Here is a 17,162-nt window from a genome sequence, read left to right as displayed (position 1 = left end):
CAACTTCATGATCAACGACCTGGGGGTGGGGGCCGGGTCAGTGGATGGATTCGGCGGTGGCTTTGAGGGCGGCGAGCCAGGTGGTGAGGGAGGAGGTCAGGGCCGTCCGTAGGGCGGCGGGGTTGGTCAGCGCCGGGGTGCCGGCCCAGGACTCGGCGGTGTGTACGGCGACGCCGTCGGTGTTCTGCTCGAACGTCCAGACGTGCACTCCGTCGATGCCGCGCGCCGGTCCGCTCCAGGCGATCCGCCGCAGTGGTTCGAGTTCGCCGATGGTGGAGGTGATGGCCAGGCCGGCGGTCTCCCACTCGAACGTGCCGCCCACCGCCAGTGGGCCGGTGAGCCGGGCGCGGGTGATCTCCGGGTGCCAGAGCGTCCACTCGTCCACGGCGGTGTGCAGGTCCCAGATGGTCTCCAGGGGAGCGTCGACGATGGTGGCCAGCTCGACGATGACCGGCGCCGTACGGTCGATATCCATGATCATTACCTCTCGGTCCCGGAGTGGGAGGGTGATGACGGTCGCCCGATCGGCACCGGCGCTGCCGGCGGTGGCGGTCAGCTGGCCCGGGGGCGGCGCAGGCCGAGGATCCGGCGACCGATGTCGAGCAGGATCTCCCGCAGCTCCCCGTCGTCGAACTCGCTCAACTCCGGCTTGGAGGTCGCGGCGGCGATGCCGAACAGGGCGACCTGGGCGCTGACGTCGCCGGGTGGCCCGGTGAGGTGGCTGGCCAGCAGGTCGCACGGCTGTTCCAGCAGGATCGAGGCGTTCTCCTGGTCCTTCAGCAACGGCTTGACGGCGGGATCGACCTGGAGCAGGGCGATCAGGGACCGGTGCCGGATGGCCAGGTCGACCCAGCCGCTCAGCATCCGTTCCGCTCGCGCGGTGGGGGTGCGCATCGCCGAGGCCTCGGCGATCACGGCGGCCATGTCCTCGACCGCCGGCCGGATGACCGCGGCGAGGATCTCGTCCCTGGTCTTGAAGTGGTGGTAGACGGCTGCCTTGGTGATGCCCAGCTGGTCGGCGATCATCTGGAGCGAGGTCCCGGCGAAGCTCCGGTGGCAGAACAACTCCAGTGCGGTGTCGAGCAGCCGGGCACGCGTGCCCTCGGTGGCGACTGTCTCGCGCGGCGGGCTCGCGGTCACATCTCCTCCTCGGCGTACCGGCGGTGCGCGGGCTGTGGACGGGGTCAAGCCTAACCTGCCGTCCAGCAGGCTTTCAGCTTGCCGACCAGCAGGGAAAGGGCTTGCCGAACGGCAGGGAAAGGGCTTGCCGAATGGCAGGGAAATGAGCGGTCGCCCAGCAGGTCCTTACCTTGCCGATCGGCTAGACGATAGCTTGCCGATCGGCAAGCTGCCAGCTTGCCGATCGTTAGGTGCATCACTTGTCGATCGGCTAGTACTCTCCTTGCCGATCGGCTAGCTTCAGAACCTATCGGGAACGGCGTACCGGGTGTCCTCACCTGGTGTTTGTCGATCACGTACCAGCGTCTTGGCGCCGCGAAACGGCGCACGGATGACGTCCCCTATCTGTCCTGGAGCGGATCTCGTGGCAACGTTTCTCTACCGGATAGGCCGGTTCTCCTACCGTCGCCGATGGCTGGTGACCGGGTTGTGGGTGCTGCTGCTCGCCCTGGTCGGCGTGGGCGCGGCCACCATCTCCGGCACCATGTCGAACTCGTTCAGCGTCCCCGGCACCGAGGCACAGCGGGCCATCGACCACCTCGCCGAGCGGTTCCCCCAGGCGAACGCCAGCGGCGCCACCGCACGGGTGGTGTTCGAGGCCCCGAACGGGCAGAAGCTCACCGACCCGGCCAACCGGGCAGCCGTCGACGACGTCGTCAAGGCCCTGACCGCCGCCCCGAAGGTGGTCAGCGTGGTCGACCCGTACCAGGCCAACGCCGTCTCACCCGACGGCCGCTACGGCATCGCCCAGGCCCGCTACTCCGTACAGGGGCCGGCCCTGGAACCGGCGGACCGCGACGCGCTGGTGCAGACCGCCGACGTCGGCCGCGCCGCCGGGCTGACCGTGGAGATCGGCGGCGACGCCCTCCAGTCCTCGCCGGAGACCGGGATCACCGAGGTCATCGGCATCGTGATCGCCGCGGTCGTCCTCGCGATCACCTTCGGCTCGCTGCTCGCCGCCGGCCTGCCGCTGCTCACCGCGCTGGTCGGGGTGTTGGTCGGGCTCGCCGGCATCACCGCCGCCTCCGGCTTCGTCGACATCAACTCCAACAGCACCATTCTCGCGTTGATGCTCGGCATCGCCGTCGGCATCGACTACGCCCTGTTCATCGTCTCCCGCTTCCGGCACGAGGTCGCGGTCCGCCAGGACCCCCTGGAAGCCGCCGGCCGGGCCGTCGGCACCGCCGGATCCGCGGTCGCCTTCGCCGGCCTGACCGTGATCATCGCGCTGGCCGGGCTCTCCGTCGTCGGCATCCCGGTGCTGCGTTCGATGGGGCTGGCCGCCGCCGCCACCGTCGCCATCGCCGTACTGGTCGCCCTCACCCTGCTGCCCGCGCTGCTCGGCTTCGCCGGCTCGCGGATCACCGGCGGGCGGCGCGCCCGCGACCCGGAATCCGACCGGGGCACCGCGCCGATGGGCGAGCGGTGGGCGCGGTTCGTCACCCGCCGCCGGGTGCCGGTGCTGGTCGCGGCCGTACTCGGGCTGGGCGTGCTGGCGATCCCCGCCGCCGACCTGCGGCTGGGCTTTCCCGACGACGGTACGGCGCCCGCCGAGACCACCCAGCACAAGGCGTACGAGATGCTCAGTCTCGGTTTCGGCCCCGGCTTCAACGGCCCGCTGACCGTCGTGGTGGACGGCGAGGGCGGTGACGTCGGCGCGGCGGCCACCGAGGCGACCAGCACGATCAAGGGCCTGCCCAACGTCGTCTCGATCAGCCCGCCGGTGCTCAGCCCGGACGGCAGCACCGCGCTGCTCACCGTCGTACCGGCCAGCGGGCCGAACGACCCGGCCACCACCGACCTGGTCACCGACATCCGCGACCGGCAGTCCGACCTGCGTACGGCCACCGGCGCCGATGTCTCCGTCACCGGCTCCACCGCGATCAACATCGACGCCTCCAACCGGGTCAACGACGCGTTCCTGCCCTACCTGGGACTCGTCGTGGGGCTGGCGTTCCTGATCCTGCTGCTGATGTTCCGCTCGATCCTGGTGCCGCTGAAGGCGACGCTCGGCTTCCTGCTCAGCGTCGGGGCCACCTTCGGTGCCATGGTCGCGGTCTTCCAGTGGGGCTGGCTCGGCTCGGTGTTCGGCGTCGAGGAGGCGTCGCCGATCGCACCGATCGTGCCGGTGCTGCTGATCGGCATCCTCTTCGGACTCGCCATGGACTACCAGGTCTTCCTGGTCACCCGGATGCGCGAGGACTACGTGCACGGCCGGACGGCGCAGGAGTCGATCATCACCGGGTTCCGCCACGGCGCCCGGGTGGTGACCGCCGCCGCGATCATCATGATCAGCGTCTTCGGCGGGTTCATCTTCGGCGACCAGGTCCTCATCCAGTCGATCGGGTTCGCCCTGGCCTTCGGGGTGCTGCTGGACGCGTTCGTCGTACGGATGACGATCGTGCCGGCGGTGATGTCGCTGCTCGACCGGTCGGCCTGGTGGCTGCCCCGCTGGCTGGCCCGGATCCTGCCCGAGGTCGACGTCGAGGGAGAGCGGCTCTCCCGCGACCTCGGCCCGACCGACGGGGCCGACCTGCCGGCCGAACCGGAACTCTCCGCCGCCGGCAGCCGGTAGCCGCCGGCAGCCGGTAGCCGCCGGACCACCGGGCGGGCGCCCGTTCGCCTCCCCTCGAACGGGCGCCCGCACCGGCGCCGACACGCGACAGGCGCGTGGCCCCCGTCCGGGGCCCACGCGCCTGTGGTGCGCGCGGCGGAGCTACCTGCCGGTCAGTAACCGGGCCGCCGCGAGCGCCAACGGATCCAGCTCGTCCGGCTCGGTCTCGACCCGACGATCCAACTCGGCCCGCATCCGCGGATCCCAGAACAACCGGATGTGCTCGGCGATCTCCTTCGCCGCCACGTCCGCCGGCCGGTGGTGGAAGTGTGCCGCTATCTCGTTGGCCAGCCGAACCGACGGCGAGACACCCTGGTGCGACATCTCAGTCCGCCAACGCCGGCAGGAGCACCTCGTCCTGCGCCGACCGGGCCGGCGGCCGGGAGTGCTTCAACCCCACCTGTACGGCGGTGACCTTGTACTCCGGGCAGTTCGTGGCCCAGTCGGAGTTCTCCGTGGTGACCACGTTCGCGCCGGTCACCGGGTGGTGGAAGGTGGTGTAGACCACGCCGACCGGCATCCGGTCGGAGAGCACCGCGCGCAGCGAGGTGGCACCGACCCGGCTGGCCAGGGTCACCTCGTCACCGTCGTTGATGCCGCGCACCTCGGCGTCGTGCGGGTGCAGTTCCAGTACGTCCTCGCGGTGCCAGGCCACGTTCGCCGTACGCCGGGTCTGCGCGCCGACGTTGTACTGGCTGAGGATCCGGCCGGTGGTCAGGATCAGCGGGTACTTGCGGGTGCTGCGTTCCTTCGTCGGCACGAACGGGGTCGGCACGAACCGGCCCTTGCCGCGTACGAATCCGTCGACGTGCATCGTCGGCGTGCCCTCGGGCGCGTTCTCGTTGCACGGCCACTGCACGCTGCCGAGCTTGTCCAGCACCTCGAACGAGACACCGGAGAAGGTCGGGGTGAGCGCGGCGATCTCGTCCATGATCTCGCGCGGGTGGCTGTAGTTCATCGGGTAGCCCATCGCCTCGGCGATCTCGCAGACGATCTGCCACTCGTGCTTGCCGGTCTTCGGTGCCATCACCGGGCGTACCCGGTTGATCCGGCGCTCGGCGTTGGTGAACGTGCCGTCCTTCTCCAGGAACGACGTGCCGGGCAGGAACACGTGGGCGAACTTGGCCGTCTCGTTCAGGAACAGGTCCTGGACCACGACCAGTTCCAGCGCGCCGAGCGCGGCGAAGACGTGCTTGGTGTTCGGGTCGGACTGGGCGATGTCCTCGCCCTGCACGAAGATCGCCCGGAAGGTGCCGTCGACGGCGGCGTCGAACATGTTCGGGATCCGCAGGCCGGGCTCCGACATCAGCGGTCGGCCCCACATGTTCTCGAACACCGTGCGTACGGCGTCGTCCGAGACGTGCCGGTAACCGGGCAACTCGTGCGGGAACGAACCCATGTCGCAGGAGCCCTGCACGTTGTTCTGCCCGCGCAGCGGGTTGACCCCGACGCCCTCGCGGCCGATGTTGCCGGTGACCATGGCCAGGTTCGCCATCCCCATCACCATGGTCGAGCCCTGGCTGTGCTCGGTGACGCCGAGACCGTAGTAGATCGCGGCGTTGCCGCCGGTCGCGTAGAGCCTTGCTGCGGACCGTACCTCCTCGGCCGGCACGCCGGTGATCTCCTCGACCGCCTCCGGGCTGTTCTCCAGCCGGGAGATGAACTCGGCCCACTCGTCGAAGTCCTCGCACCGCTCGTCGACGAACGCGCGGTCGTAGAGGCCCTCGGTGAGCACGACGTGGGCCAGCGCGTTGACGATCGCGACGTTGCTGCCGGGGGCGAGCTGGAGGTGGTGGGTGGCCTCGATGTGCGGCGAGCGGACCAGGTCGATCCGGCGCGGGTCGATCACCACGAGCTTGGCGCCCTCGCGCAGCCGGCGCTTCATCCGGGAGGCGAAGACCGGGTGCCCGTCGGTCGGGTTCGCCCCGATCACCAGGATCACGTCCGCCTGGGCGACCGAGCGGAAGTCCTGGGTGCCGGCCGAGGTGCCGAAGGTCTGCTTCAGCCCGTAGCCGGTGGGGGAGTGGCAGACCCGCGCGCAGGTGTCGACGTTGTTGTTGCCGAACGCCGCCCGGATCATCTTCTGCACCACGTAGACCTCTTCGTTCGTGGTACGCGAGGAGGTGATGCCGCCGATCGCGCCGACGCCGTGCCGGGCCTGGATGTCGAGCATCCTGGTCGCCACGTAGTTGATCGCGGTGTCCCAGTCGACCTTCTGCCACTCGTCGGTGATCTTCTCCCGGATCATCGGCGAGAGCTGGCGGTCCGGGTGGGTGGCGTAGCCGAACGCGAACCGGCCCTTGACGCAGGAGTGGCCCTCGTTGGCGCCGCCGTCCTTGAACGGCACCATCCGGACCAGTTCGTCGCCGCGCAACTCGGCCTTGAACGAGCAGCCGACCCCGCAGTACGCGCAGGTGGTGACGACGCTGCGGCTCGGCATGCCGAGCTGCACCACCGACTTCTCCTGGAGCGTCGCCGTCGGGCAGGCCTGTACGCACGCGCCGCACGACACGCACTCGGAGTCCATGAACAGCTCACCGGCACCGGCGCTGACCTTGGACCCGAAACCGCGCCCCTCGATGGTCAGCGCGAACGTGCCCTGCACCTCACCGCAGGCCCGTACGCAGCGGGAGCAGGCGATGCACTTGGACGACTCGAAGTCGAAGTACGGGTTGCTGGTGTCGGTCGGCGCGTCGAGGTGGTTGGCGCCGTCGTAGCCGTACCGGACCTGGCGTAGCCCGACCGCCCCGGACATGTCCTGCAACTCGCAGTCGCCGTTGGCGGAGCAGGTGAGGCAGTCCAGCGGGTGGTCGGAGATGTACAGCTCCATCACGCCCTGGCGGAGCTTCTCCAGCTTCGGCGTCTGGGTGCGTACCTTCATGCCGGGGGCGACCGGGGTGGTGCACGAGGCGGGGGTGCCCCGCCGGCCGTCGACCTCCACCAGGCAGAGCCGGCAGGAGCCGAACGCCTCCAGGCTGTCGGTGGCGCAGAGCTTCGGGATGTCGATGCCGGTCAGGGCCGCCGCGCGCATCACGGACGTGCCCTCGGCGACGGTCACCGGTAGGCCGTCGACCTCGATCGACACCGTGGCGGGTCCGGCCTTCGCCGGGGTCCCGAGGTCGGGTTCCTTCAACAGGCTCATGGTTTCGCCTCCTGGTAGCGGGCGGTGAAGTCGTCGGGGAAATGCAGCAGCGCGCTGCGTACGGGGTTCGGCGTCAGCCCACCCATGGCGCACAGTGATCCCTCGGTCATCAGCTCACAGAGATCACCCAGCAGGGCCAGGTTCCCGTCCGGGTCCTCACCCGCGACAATGCGGTCGATCACTTCCACCCCGCGTACGGCACCGACCCGGCAGGGGGTGCACTTGCCGCAGGATTCCTCGGCGCAGAACTCCATCGCGAACCGGGCCATCGAGGCCATGTCCACGGTGTCGTCGAAGACCACGATGCCGCCGTGGCCGAGCATGGCGTCGGCGGCGGCGAACGCCTCGTAGTCCATCGGCAGGTCCAGGTTGGCCGCGGGAATGTACTGCCCGAGCGGGCCGCCGACCTGTACCGCCCGCAGCGGGCGCCCGGTCCGGGTGCCGCCGCCGTACTTGTGGATCAGGTCGCTCAGGGTGATGCCGAAGGCGGTCTCGAACACCCCGCCCCGGGCGATGTTGCCGGCGAGCTGGAACACCTGGGTGCCGCGCGAGCGCTCCACCCCGAGGTCCCGGTACGCCGCCGCCCCGTCGGCCAGGATCGCCGGCACCGAGCCGAGGGTGAGCACGTTGTTCACCACGGTCGGTTTGCCGAACAGGCCGGTGATCGCCGGGATCGGCGGCTTGGCCCGGACCATGCCGCGCTTGCCCTCCAGGCTCTCCAGCATGGCGGTTTCCTCGCCGCAGATGTACGCCCCGGCGCCGACCCGGACGAACAGGTCGAAGCTCAGATCCGTGCCGAGTACGCGCTCGCCCAGCCAGCCTTCGGCGCGGGCGATCTCGATGGCCTGGCGCAGCGTACGGACCGCGTCGGGGTATTCGGACCGGACGTAGAGGTAGCCCTCGCTCGCCCCGACCGCGTGGGCGGCGATGGTCATGCCCTCGATCAGGGTGAACGGGTCACCCTCCAGCAGCATCCGGTCGGCGAAGGTGCCGCTGTCGCCCTCGTCGGCGTTGCAGCAGATGAACTTGAGTGCGCCGGGGGTGTCGAGCACGGTCTTCCACTTGATGCCGGCGGGGAAGCCGGCGCCGCCCCGGCCGCGCAGCCCGGATTCGGTGACCTCGGCGACCACCTCGGCCGGGGTGAGGTCCAGGGCCCGGCGCAGCCCGGCCAGCCCGCCGTGTGCGACGTAGTCCTGTGGGGAGAGTGGGTCGGTGACGCCGACCCGGGCGAAGCAGAGCCGGGTCTGGTCGCGCAACCAGGGCAGCTCCTCGACCACGCCCTGGTTGAGGTCGTGGTCGGCGCCGTCGAGCAGGCCGGCGGCGACGAGGTCGGCGACCGCGTCCGGGTCGACCGGGCCGTAGCCGATCCGGCCGCGTTCGGTCTCCACTTCGACCAGGGGTTCGAGCCAGAGCATGCCGCGCGACCCGTTGCGGACGATCTCGACCGGGCGGCCGGCGAGCGCCGCCTCGCGCTGGATGGCGGCGGCCACCTGGTCGGCGCCGACGGAGAGGGCGGCCGAGTCGCGGGGGACGTAGACCGTGACCGGTGTTGTCATGCGCTCACCGTTTCCGTGACCCGTTGTCATGAGTTCACCGTTTCCGTGACCAGGAGGGCGTCGAGGCGTTGCGGGTCGAGCCGGCCGACGACGCGTCCGTTGATCTGGGCGGCCGGGCCGAGCGCGCAGTTGCCGAGGCAGAACACCTGTTCCAGGGTGACCGAGCCGTCCGATGTGGTCTGTCCGACCTTGATGCCGAGCACCTGCTCGGCGTGGGCGACGACCTTCTCGGCGCCGACCGACTGGCAGGCCTCGGCCCGGCAGAGCTTGACCGTGGTGCGGCCGGCGGGTTCGGAGCGGAAGTCGGTGTAGAAGGTGATGACGCCGTGCACGTCGGCGCGGGAGAGGTTCAGCTCCACCGCCAGCACCGGCACCACGTCCGGGTCGATCCAGCCGAACTCGGCCTGGATCCGGTGCAGGATCGGCAACAGTGCCCCTCGATCCCCTCGGTGTGCCGCGACCAGCGCACGCACCCGATCCTTCACCGAGGCATCAGGACTGTCCACTGCCATTCCACCTCCACATCGCCGGCCACCGCCATGTTTACAATACTGTAGCCTGAATATCGTATGCAATACTGGCCCGTTTGGCTCGCCGCCCGAGCCGGTACCGGCCGGGTGACCAGGGGTGCGGAGCGGCGTCGATGTATCCATCATGCCGCTCGGGAAGCCGCGACGGCAGGTTGATCTTTACGCGATCTGTGCGCGGCCCGGCCGATGCGACGAGCGGCGCTCACCGGCCCATCGGCGGACCGGTCGCCGGCTCACCCGTCGCCGGTCGCGGACAGGAGGGTGGCGTACCACTCGGGGGAAGGCGGCGAAGCCGGTCGCCGGAACGGGCCGGCTAGGGTGCGCCGATGAGCAACCGACAACGGGCACTGGTCACCGGTGGATCGCGCGGCGTCGGAGCCGCCGTCGCCGCCGCGCTCGCCGAGGCCGGATACGCCGTCGCCGTGCACTGCCGGGCCGACACCACGGAAGCCGACGCGGTGGCCGCCGCGCTGCCCGGCCTCGGGCACGCCGTCGTCGCCGGTGACCTCGCCGACCCGGACCGGGCGCAGTCGGTGGTCACCGCCGCGGTCGAGGCGCTCGGCGGGGTGGACCTGCTGGTCAACAACGCCGGCCGGTACGTCGAACGCCCGATCACCGAAACCTCGTACGCGGACTGGCAGGCGAACTGGCGCGAAATCCTCGACGTCAACCTGCACGGGACCGCCAACGTCACCTGGTGCGTGGTGCACCACCTGCTGGACCGGCCCGAGGGTCCGGCCGGCGGTCGGATCGTCAACGTCGGTTCGCGGGGCGCCTACCGGGGCGAGCCGAACGCACCCGCGTACGGCGCCAGCAAGGCCGGGGTGCACTCGCTGACCCAGTCCCTCGCCGTCGACCTGGCCCCGCACGGCATCGGCGTCGCCGCCGTCGCGCCGGGGTTCATCCGTACCGAGATGGTGGCCGGGCTGCTCGACGGGGCGGCCGGGGATCCGATCCGGGCGCAGAGCCCGTTCGGGCGGGTCGCCGAGGCGGCCGAGATCGCCGCCGCCGTAGCCTGGCTCGCCGCACCGGAGTCGATCTGGGCCAGCGGCGCGGTACTCGACCTCAACGGCGCCTCGTACCTGCGCTGACAGTGAGGTCGGCTAAGCGTCGGCGGTGAGCAGCAGGTCGCGTGCCTGCGCGACGAACCGGGCCCCGGCGCCGGAGAGTTCCCGCCGGTCGCCGCTCTGGTGCAGGACCAGTGCCTCGGCGACCAGCGGGTGGTGCGGGGACCGGGACAGGTACCACCGGCCCGCCTCGACCACGGCGCAGAGGTTCTCCTCGGCGAGGAAGCGCAGCGCCCGGCAGGCGTTGAGTACGGCGTACCCCTGCGCGCCCTGGACCAGCGCCCAGTCCAGCTGCCGGCAGATCGCCTCGCGTACCCGGTGGGCCGGCACCGGGTGGAAGACCCGGTCCGGTGGTGGCCCGGCGACCGCCACCCCGTAGCGGCGGCAGACCTCGGCGTCCAGCACCAGTTCCGGGTTGCCGGGGTGCCCGGTGCCGGGGATGACGTGCGGGCTGCCGGTGGCGGTGCCGGCCACCCGTACCTCGAACGGGCAGGCACCGAGCGAGCGGGCGGTGGCGGCGGTGATGACGGTCAGCTCCAGCCCCCGGCCGGGGCAGCGGTCGACCGTCCGCCCGACGGCGGTGCCGGTCCGGTACTGGGTCGCCTCGTCCAAGCTGGCGGCCACCACGGCGAGCAGGTCCACGTCGCTGTGCGCCGGGGAGAAACCGCCCAGCACGGCCGAGCCGTGCAGATAGAGCCCGACCAGGTCGGTACCGGGCAGGGTACGCAGTACCGTCGCGACCTGGCGGGCGTACCCGACCACGCGATGATTCGCATGGGCAGTGACGGCCATGAGTACAGATGGTAGTGCTCGGCCGTCTCCGCCCCGGTCCCGCCGCCGCGACCGGGGCCGCTTCGTCCGGCTGTAGGAGTGCGCGACCGGTGCCGCCCGCTTCGGCGTACGCTGCGGAATATCAAGAGCCACTGGCTCCGACCAGACGTCCCGGGCGCCGGCCCCAGTGCGAGGAGTCGAATGCTCGACACACGCCTGTTCCACCATCTGGTGAGCTGGCTGGGGCAGTGGCCCACCCGGCAGCCGTTGCAGGTGGTGGGCTCGGAACGGCGGACCCGGCCGGGCTGGGACGGGCAGGTGTACCCGGCGATCGGGGTCGGCGCGCCCGGTGCCCTGGTGCTGTCGGTGCCGCCGGACCGGTTGGCGGCCGTGCGCGAACTGGCCGGTAAGCCGTTCGACACCCTGCTCGCCGAGCTGCCGACGGCGGTGGGTCGTACCGGTTGGCAGGCGTTTCCGGCGATTTTCCGTTATTCGCTGGCGCCGGCCCCGCTGCCGGACGCGGGGGAGTGGGTCCCCGCCGACGATCCGACCCTGCCGACCTGGCTGCGTCCGTTCGGTGAGGTGCTGGTGGCCCGCGACGGCGACGGCGAGTACCTGGCCGGGGTGGGCGTCAAACGCCACGACCGGTACGGCCACGAGCTGTCGGTCGGCACCACGCCCGCCGCGCGGGGTCGGGGGTTGGCCCGGCGGTTGGTGGCGCAGGCCGCCCGGCGGGTGCTCGACGAGGGCGCGGTGCCCACCTACCTGCACGCACCCGACAACCACGCCTCGGCGCGGGTGGCCGAGACGGCGGGCTTCCCGGACCGGGGCTGGACCGGATACGGGGTCTTCCGCTCGGAGTAACCGGGCCGCACGGCAGTGACTCCCGGTGATCGGCGGATGGGTGATCCGTTTCCTTAACCCCGGCTGTGGTGGGTTGACAACGTATCGACCGGGATGGTCGTATCGAACTAGTTAACATTCCTAACAGTCCGGTGTCGGCCACTCCCACCAGGAGGACCTGATGTCCCAACCATTCCGGCGCGGCAGGTGGGCGTTCGCGGCCACCGCGGCCACCGCCCTGCTGCTGACCGCCGCCCCGGCCGCCACCGCACAGGCCGGTGTCACCACGGCACAGGCCACCGCCACCGACGTGGTCGTCGCCGCGCCGGCCACCTTCACCCACCCCGGCGTACTGGTCAGCCGGCCGCAGCTCGACTTCATCCGGGGCCGGGTCAACGCCAACGCCCAGCCGTGGAAGGCCGCCTACGACCAGATGATGGCCAGCCGGTACGCGTCCCTGACCCGGACCGCGAAGCCGCGCGCCGTGGTCGAGTGTGGGTCGTACTCGAACCCGAACAACGGGTGCACCGACGAGCGGGAGGACGCGCTGGCCGCGTACACGCTCTCGCTGGCCTGGTACATCACCCAGGACAGCCGGTACGCCGCCAAGGCCATCCAGATCATGGACGCCTGGTCGGCGGTGATCCAGGACCACACCAACAGCAACGCCCCGTTGCAGACCGCCTGGGCCGGCTCCTCCTGGCCCCGGGCCGCCGAGATCATCCGCTACACGTACAGCGGCTGGTCGTCGGCGAACATCACCCGGTTCGGCAACATGCTGCGCAACGTCTACCTGCCGGAGATCATCAACGGCAACACGTACAGCAACGGCAACTGGGAACTGAGCATGATGGAGGCGTCGCTCGGCATCTCGGTCTTCCTGGAGGACCGGGCCGTCTACGACCGGGCACTGGCCAAGTTCCGCGCCCGCGTCCCCGCCTTCATCTACCTGACCAGCGACGGTGCCTTCCCGCGCGGCCCGGCCGGGAGCACCATCGACACCCGCTCCGAGGTGGCGAGCTACTGGCAGGGGCAGAACACCTTCGTGGACGGCCTGACCCAGGAGACCTGCCGGGACTTCACCCACACCGGGTACGGGCTCTCCGCCATCGCCCACGTCGCCGAGACCACCCGGCACCAGGGGCAGGACCTCTACCCGGAGTTGCAGGACCGGCTCCGGCACGCGCTCGGCTTCCACGCGAAGTACCAGCTCGGCGAGGCGATCCCGAGTTGGCTCTGCGGCGGCACCCTGACCAAGGGCCTCGGCCCGGTCACCGAGGTCGGCTTCAACGCGTTGAACAACCGGATGGGCATCGCGATGACCAACACCCAACGGCTCACCGAACAGCAGCGCCCGGCCGGCACCAACAACCTCTTCGTCGCCTGGGAGACGCTGACCCACGCGGGCAACCCCAACTGACCGTACGGCCCCACGGAAAAGTCGCCGGCACACCCGCGCCCACGGGTGTGCCGGCGCACCGCGTGTTCGTTGGGCACCCGTGACCGACATCGATGCGGCAGCCGTCACCAACGATGGTCAACTCTCCGGGGAGACCAACGCATACGACTCGTACATCGTCTTTTGTGTTCCCACATAAAAGACGATGTACGAGATTGACGCGATTATCAGGTGGCGACGGGACGGGTGAACCAACTCCGAAGGGCGACAGGGCACCGCTGGCCATCGCACTTGTCTCCACCCTGGACTGCCGACGCGACGTGACGGAAGATATTCGCGAAGCTCCGGGATCATGGAAGCACCCCGGTCGGCGACTGCCGTACGCGGGATTTTCGTTGCGGCGCGGACCGGTGTGGTCGAGACTGCCCGGATGAGCGCGACCACTTCGACCTTCGACCAGCTCGTCGCCGAGGGCGCGGGCGTGCCGCTGGACGGTTGGGACTTCTCCTGGTTCGCCGGCCGGGCCACCGAGGAGCGCCCCTCCTGGGGCTACTCCCGGCTGCTCGCCGACCGGATGTCGCGGGCGAGCGCTGCCGTCGACCTGCAAACCGGCGGCGGTGAGGTACTCGCCACCATCACCGAGCCGCCGCCGCTGCTGGTGGCGACCGAGTCCTGGCCGCCGAACGTCGACGTCGCCCGGCGTACGCTGGCCCCGCTCGGTGCCCACGTGGTCGCTACCGCCGACTCGGCCGACCTGCCGTTCCGTGCCGGCGCCTTCGACCTGGTGACGAGCCGGCACCCGGTCGACACCCGGTGGTCGGAGGTGGCCCGGCTGCTCCGCCCCGGCGGCACCTTCCTCTCCCAGCAGGTCGGCGCCGGCACCGTCGGCGAACTCGCCGAGGTGATCGCCGGTCCGCTGCCGGCCAACCCCAGACGGGGCACGGCGTGGATCGCCGCCGAGGCCGGGGCCGTCGGCCTGGAACTGCTCGACCTGCGCGAAGAGGCCCTGCGTACGGTCTTCAACGACATCGGTGCGGTGGTCCACTTCCTGCGCAAGGTGATCTGGATCGTGCCCGGCTTCACCGTCGAGCGTTACCGCGACGAACTCGCCGCGCTGCACCGGCGGATCGAGGCGGACGGCCCGTTCGTCGCACACGCCCGGCGGATCCTGGTCGAGGCCCGCAAGCCCCGCTGACCGGACCCGCCGGGCGTCCCCCCGTTCCCCCCTTTTCGTTACCTCTGGCGGTGCCAGAGGTAGATGCCGAGGCCGACCAGGAGCAGGCTGACCAGGCTCGCCCCGGCCCGTAGGTGGTTCCAGCCGGTCCACCGGGACGAGTAGTCCGACCAGAGCCGGGCCGCCTCGGCCGGGTCGGCCGGCACCACGGCGGCCAGCGCGTCGTTCATCGGCACGTTCACCGCCATCGTCGGCACGAACACGCCGAGCAGGTAGACGGCAGCCGCGAGCAGGAACAGCACCGCCGCCGGCCGGTGGCCGAGGACCAGCAGCAGCACCCCGGTCAGCGCCGCCGCGACCGGCGTACCGAGGAAGGTGACGAAGAAGAGCGGATTCTGGATCTTCACGTTGATGCTGTTCATCGCCCGGATCGCCGAGCCGGCGTCGACCGCGTTCAGACCGGGCAGCACCGACACCGAGTAGGCGTAGAAGAGACCGGCGATCGTCCCGGTCACCGCCAACGTCACCGCCGCCGACCAGGCCGCCAGGGTGCCGGTCATGACGGTTGTGCCGCCACCCGGCCGGACCAGGCACCGGTGGCGGCGGCTTGTCGGGCGTACGCGGCGAAGTCGCGCGGCTCCCGGCCCAGGGCGCGGCGCACCCCGTCGGTCAGGTACGCGTTGCGTCCGTCCAGCACCTGACCGAACAACTCGACCAGCACCGCCACCAGTTCGGCCGGTACGTCGTACCGCGCCATCTCGGTGAGGTACTCCTCGGGCGGGACCGAGCGGTAGTAGATCTCCCGCCCGGCGGCCCCGGCGATCTCGGCCGTCGCCTCGGCGAAGGTGAGCAACCGGGGACCGGTCAGTTCGTAGAGCTGACCCGCGTGCCGGTCACCGGTCAGCGCCTCGGCGGCGATCTCGGCGATGTCGTCGGCGTCGACGAACGGCTCGGCCACCGTCCCCGCCGGCAGCAGAACCATCCCGTCGCGGACGAAGTCGGTCAGGAAGTCCTCGCTGAAGTTCTGGTTGAACCAGCTCGCCCGCAGGATCGTCCAGGACACCCCGGACTCGCGGACCACATCCTCGCTGAGCTGGGCCGCCGGCTCGCCCCGGCCGGAGAGCAGGACCAGTCGCCGCACCCCGGCGTCAACGGCCCGCCGGGTGAAGGCGCGGACCGTGTCGACCGCGCCCGGTGCGGCCAGATCGGGGTAGTACACCAGGTAGACCGCTTCCACCCCGGCCAGTACGCCGGGCCAGGTGCGCTCGTCGGTCCACTCGAACGGCGGCTCGCCGGTACGGGAGCCGACCCGTACCGACCGGTTCGCGGCGGTGAGGCGGGCCACCACCCGGCGACCCGTCTTGCCGGTGCCGCCGAGCACCAGGATCGGCCCGTCGTGCCTGTTCTCTGTCATGCCACCAGTCAAGTCCGGGCGGTCGTCGGCGGGAATCGTCGAGACGCTCACCCGCATGTGCCGGCGTCTACGCTGGAGCGCGTGGACGTACTCGCGGGACTGCTGGACGGGCCGAGGGCACGCGGGGCGTTCCTGATGCGTTCCGTGTTCGATCCACCCTGGTCGGTACGGATCGAGGACCGCGCGCCGCTCGCGCTGGTGTCGATGGTGCGCGGCGACGGGTGGGTGCTGCCGGACGGGGGCGAGCCTCGGCGGCTGCGCCCCGGTGACGTGGCGATCCTGCGCGGGCCGGACCCGTACACGGTGGCGGACGACCCGGCGACCCCGCCGCAGGCGGTGATCCATCCGGGGGAGCGCAGCACCACGCCGGCCGGAGACGAGCTGTGCGAGGTGATGGACCTCGGCGTACGCACCTGGGGTGAGCGGGTCGACGGTGCGGCGGTGGTGCTCAGCGGCACGTACCAGGTGGAGGGTGAGGTCAGCGGGCGACTGCTGCGGGTGCTGCCGCCGCTGCTGGTGCTGCCGCAGGAGGCGTGGAACAGCCCGCTGGTAGGGCTGCTCGCCCAGGAGATGACCAGGGACGAACCGGGCCAGGAGGTGGTCCTCGACCGGCTGCTGGATCTGCTGCTGATCGCCGTACTCCGGGCCTGGTTCTCCCGGCCGGAGGCGGCGGCGCCGGCCTGGTACCGGGCGCACGGTGACCCGGTGGTGGGTCAGGCGCTGCGGCTGCTGCACGACCACCCGGAGCAGCCGTGGACGGTGGCCGGGCTGGCGGCGCGGACGGGGGTGTCCCGGGCGGCGCTGGCCCGCCGCTTCACCGACCTGGTCGGCGAGCCGCCGATGGCGTACCTGACCAATCTGCGGCTGGCGCTCGCCGCCGACCTGTTGCGCGAGCCGGAGACGACGGTCGCGGCGGTGGCCCGCCGGGTCGGTTACGGCAGCCCGTTCGCGCTCAGCTCGGCCTTCAAGCGCGTACGCGGACTCAGCCCGGCCGAGCACAGGACGACATCGTCGGCCTGAGTCCGGCGAGCTGGTGTCGATCGCCCGACTGCCGACCGGCGTGGTCATTTCGTCACCACCATTCGAGCGGCGCTGACGGATCAATGGAGGCGTCGGCCGGAAGAGGAGTCAACGGGAGCGGGCATCGTAGATCTCGGTTCTCGCTCACCATTCACCTATCTGAATGATTCTTCTTGATTTTGCTTGACGGCCCCTCTGAGCTGGGATAACGTGTCTTCATCCAGTAGTGGATATTGGCCCGACCCTCGGCAATCGAGGACGACGGCAAAGGCGGGGCCTGTATGAATTTCCCTCATTTGCGCTAGTACCCATTGCGTGCTGAGCGCCTACGGTCGTGGCTACGTGGCCGGACCGGACGGATGTGCGTCCGGAATGACGGAGCGTGTGTCGACACCGATGTCCGCTCGGCGATGTCGCCGCGCATTCTCTCCGTGTGCCGCCGACCCGGTTCTC

15 protein-coding genes are annotated in these 17,162 nt (G+C 70.7%); 6 read left to right on the top strand and 9 right to left on the bottom strand.

Annotation, left to right across the window (positions count from 1 at the left end; genetic code table 11):
• Window positions 1-37: 37 nt before the first annotated feature.
• Complete coding sequence (locus tag ACZ6QQ_RS08055; RefSeq protein WP_465875143.1) at window positions 38-475, bottom strand: SRPBCC family protein; 438 nt, start codon at window positions 473-475, stop codon at window positions 38-40.
• Window positions 476-552: 77 nt separating this feature from the next.
• Window positions 553-1,140 (bottom strand): TetR/AcrR family transcriptional regulator, encoded by a 588-nt coding sequence (locus ACZ6QQ_RS08050; RefSeq protein WP_465875142.1) that lies wholly within the window; start codon window positions 1,138-1,140, stop codon window positions 553-555.
• A 403-nt stretch (window positions 1,141-1,543) separates the two neighbouring features.
• Here ACZ6QQ_RS08050 and ACZ6QQ_RS08045 point away from each other — a divergent pair, with 403 nt between their 5' ends.
• On the top strand, window positions 1,544-3,754 hold the full coding sequence (locus tag ACZ6QQ_RS08045; RefSeq protein ID WP_465875141.1) for an MMPL family transporter: 2,211 nt from the start codon (window positions 1,544-1,546) through the stop codon (window positions 3,752-3,754).
• Window positions 3,755-3,895: 141 nt separating this feature from the next.
• Here ACZ6QQ_RS08045 and ACZ6QQ_RS08040 read toward each other — a convergent pair whose 3' ends face one another.
• The 4 genes from ACZ6QQ_RS08040 to ACZ6QQ_RS08025 are packed head-to-tail and all read right to left on the bottom strand — an operon-like array spanning window position 3,896 to window position 8,997.
• Window positions 3,896-4,117, bottom strand: coding sequence for a formate dehydrogenase subunit delta (locus tag ACZ6QQ_RS08040; RefSeq protein ID WP_465875140.1), 222 nt, complete (start codon window positions 4,115-4,117; stop codon window positions 3,896-3,898).
• A gap of 1 nt (window position 4,118) precedes the next feature.
• On the bottom strand, window positions 4,119-6,935 hold the full coding sequence (gene fdhF, locus ACZ6QQ_RS08035) for a formate dehydrogenase subunit alpha (protein WP_465875139.1): 2,817 nt from the start codon (window positions 6,933-6,935) through the stop codon (window positions 4,119-4,121).
• On the bottom strand, window positions 6,932-8,491 hold the full coding sequence (locus ACZ6QQ_RS08030; protein ID WP_465875138.1) for a formate dehydrogenase beta subunit: 1,560 nt from the start codon (window positions 8,489-8,491) through the stop codon (window positions 6,932-6,934). Before ACZ6QQ_RS08030 ends, fdhF begins: the two co-directional genes overlap by 4 nt.
• Window positions 8,492-8,517: 26 nt before the next feature.
• Window positions 8,518-8,997, bottom strand: a complete 480-nt coding sequence (locus ACZ6QQ_RS08025; RefSeq protein WP_465875137.1) for a formate dehydrogenase subunit gamma — start codon at window positions 8,995-8,997, stop codon at window positions 8,518-8,520.
• Between the two features lie 350 nt (window positions 8,998-9,347).
• On the opposite strand from ACZ6QQ_RS08025, the gene ACZ6QQ_RS08020 reads away from it, so the two are divergent.
• A complete protein-coding gene (locus ACZ6QQ_RS08020; protein WP_465875136.1) occupies window positions 9,348-10,112 on the top strand; it encodes an SDR family NAD(P)-dependent oxidoreductase in 765 nt (254 codons plus the stop codon).
• 12 nt (window positions 10,113-10,124) lie between these two features.
• Here the strand turns inward: ACZ6QQ_RS08020 and ACZ6QQ_RS08015 are convergent, their stop codons facing one another.
• Window positions 10,125-10,880, bottom strand: coding sequence for an aminoglycoside adenylyltransferase domain-containing protein (locus tag ACZ6QQ_RS08015; protein WP_465875135.1), 756 nt, complete (start codon window positions 10,878-10,880; stop codon window positions 10,125-10,127).
• Between the two features lie 180 nt (window positions 10,881-11,060).
• Between ACZ6QQ_RS08015 and ACZ6QQ_RS08010 the strand changes: the two genes are divergently transcribed.
• The 3 genes from ACZ6QQ_RS08010 (at window position 11,061) to ACZ6QQ_RS08000 (ending at window position 14,296) form a co-directional block, all read left to right on the top strand.
• Complete coding sequence (locus ACZ6QQ_RS08010; RefSeq protein WP_465875134.1) at window positions 11,061-11,723, top strand: GNAT family N-acetyltransferase; 663 nt, start codon at window positions 11,061-11,063, stop codon at window positions 11,721-11,723.
• A gap of 160 nt (window positions 11,724-11,883) precedes the next feature.
• Window positions 11,884-13,122, top strand: coding sequence for an alginate lyase family protein (locus ACZ6QQ_RS08005; RefSeq protein ID WP_465875133.1), 1,239 nt, complete (start codon window positions 11,884-11,886; stop codon window positions 13,120-13,122).
• Window positions 13,123-13,531: 409 nt separating this feature from the next.
• A complete protein-coding gene (locus ACZ6QQ_RS08000; protein ID WP_465875132.1) occupies window positions 13,532-14,296 on the top strand; it encodes a class I SAM-dependent methyltransferase in 765 nt (254 codons plus the stop codon).
• 38 nt (window positions 14,297-14,334) lie between these two features.
• Here ACZ6QQ_RS08000 and ACZ6QQ_RS07995 read toward each other — a convergent pair whose 3' ends face one another.
• Window positions 14,335-14,835 (bottom strand): anthrone oxygenase family protein, encoded by a 501-nt coding sequence (locus tag ACZ6QQ_RS07995; RefSeq protein ID WP_465875131.1) that lies wholly within the window; start codon window positions 14,833-14,835, stop codon window positions 14,335-14,337.
• Window positions 14,832-15,689, bottom strand: a complete 858-nt coding sequence (locus ACZ6QQ_RS07990) for an NmrA family NAD(P)-binding protein (RefSeq protein ID WP_465875130.1) — start codon at window positions 15,687-15,689, stop codon at window positions 14,832-14,834. Before ACZ6QQ_RS07990 ends, ACZ6QQ_RS07995 begins: the two co-directional genes overlap by 4 nt.
• Window positions 15,690-15,770: 81 nt before the next feature.
• Between ACZ6QQ_RS07990 and ACZ6QQ_RS07985 the strand changes: the two genes are divergently transcribed.
• Window positions 15,771-16,709, top strand: a complete 939-nt coding sequence (locus ACZ6QQ_RS07985) for an AraC family transcriptional regulator (protein ID WP_465875129.1) — start codon at window positions 15,771-15,773, stop codon at window positions 16,707-16,709.
• The last annotated feature ends 453 nt before the right edge of the window (window positions 16,710-17,162 follow it).

This window comes from Micromonospora sp. NPDC049529 (assembly GCF_055586685.1).
This window is presented reverse-complemented; position numbering and strand designations above follow the sequence as displayed.

Bases quoted from the DNA above. Each gene is read 5' to 3' on its own strand.
- ACZ6QQ_RS08055 (WP_465875143.1), bottom strand. From the start codon at position 475: ATGGATATCGACCGTACGGCGCCGGTCATCGTCGAGCTGGCCACCATC.
- ACZ6QQ_RS08040 (WP_465875140.1), bottom strand. From the start codon at position 4,117: ATGTCGCACCAGGGTGTCTCGCCGTCGGTTCGGCTGGCCAACGAGATA.
- fdhF (WP_465875139.1), bottom strand. From the start codon at position 6,935: ATGAGCCTGTTGAAGGAACCCGACCTCGGGACCCCGGCGAAGGCCGGA.
- ACZ6QQ_RS08030 (WP_465875138.1), bottom strand. From the start codon at position 8,491: ATGACAACACCGGTCACGGTCTACGTCCCCCGCGACTCGGCCGCCCTC.
- ACZ6QQ_RS08020 (WP_465875136.1), top strand. From the start codon at position 9,348: ATGAGCAACCGACAACGGGCACTGGTCACCGGTGGATCGCGCGGCGTC.
- ACZ6QQ_RS08015 (WP_465875135.1), bottom strand. From the start codon at position 10,880: ATGGCCGTCACTGCCCATGCGAATCATCGCGTGGTCGGGTACGCCCGC.
- ACZ6QQ_RS08010 (WP_465875134.1), top strand. From the start codon at position 11,061: ATGCTCGACACACGCCTGTTCCACCATCTGGTGAGCTGGCTGGGGCAG.
- ACZ6QQ_RS08005 (WP_465875133.1), top strand. From the start codon at position 11,884: ATGTCCCAACCATTCCGGCGCGGCAGGTGGGCGTTCGCGGCCACCGCG.
- ACZ6QQ_RS08000 (WP_465875132.1), top strand. From the start codon at position 13,532: ATGAGCGCGACCACTTCGACCTTCGACCAGCTCGTCGCCGAGGGCGCG.
- ACZ6QQ_RS07995 (WP_465875131.1), bottom strand. From the start codon at position 14,835: ATGACCGGCACCCTGGCGGCCTGGTCGGCGGCGGTGACGTTGGCGGTG.
- ACZ6QQ_RS07990 (WP_465875130.1), bottom strand. From the start codon at position 15,689: ATGACAGAGAACAGGCACGACGGGCCGATCCTGGTGCTCGGCGGCACC.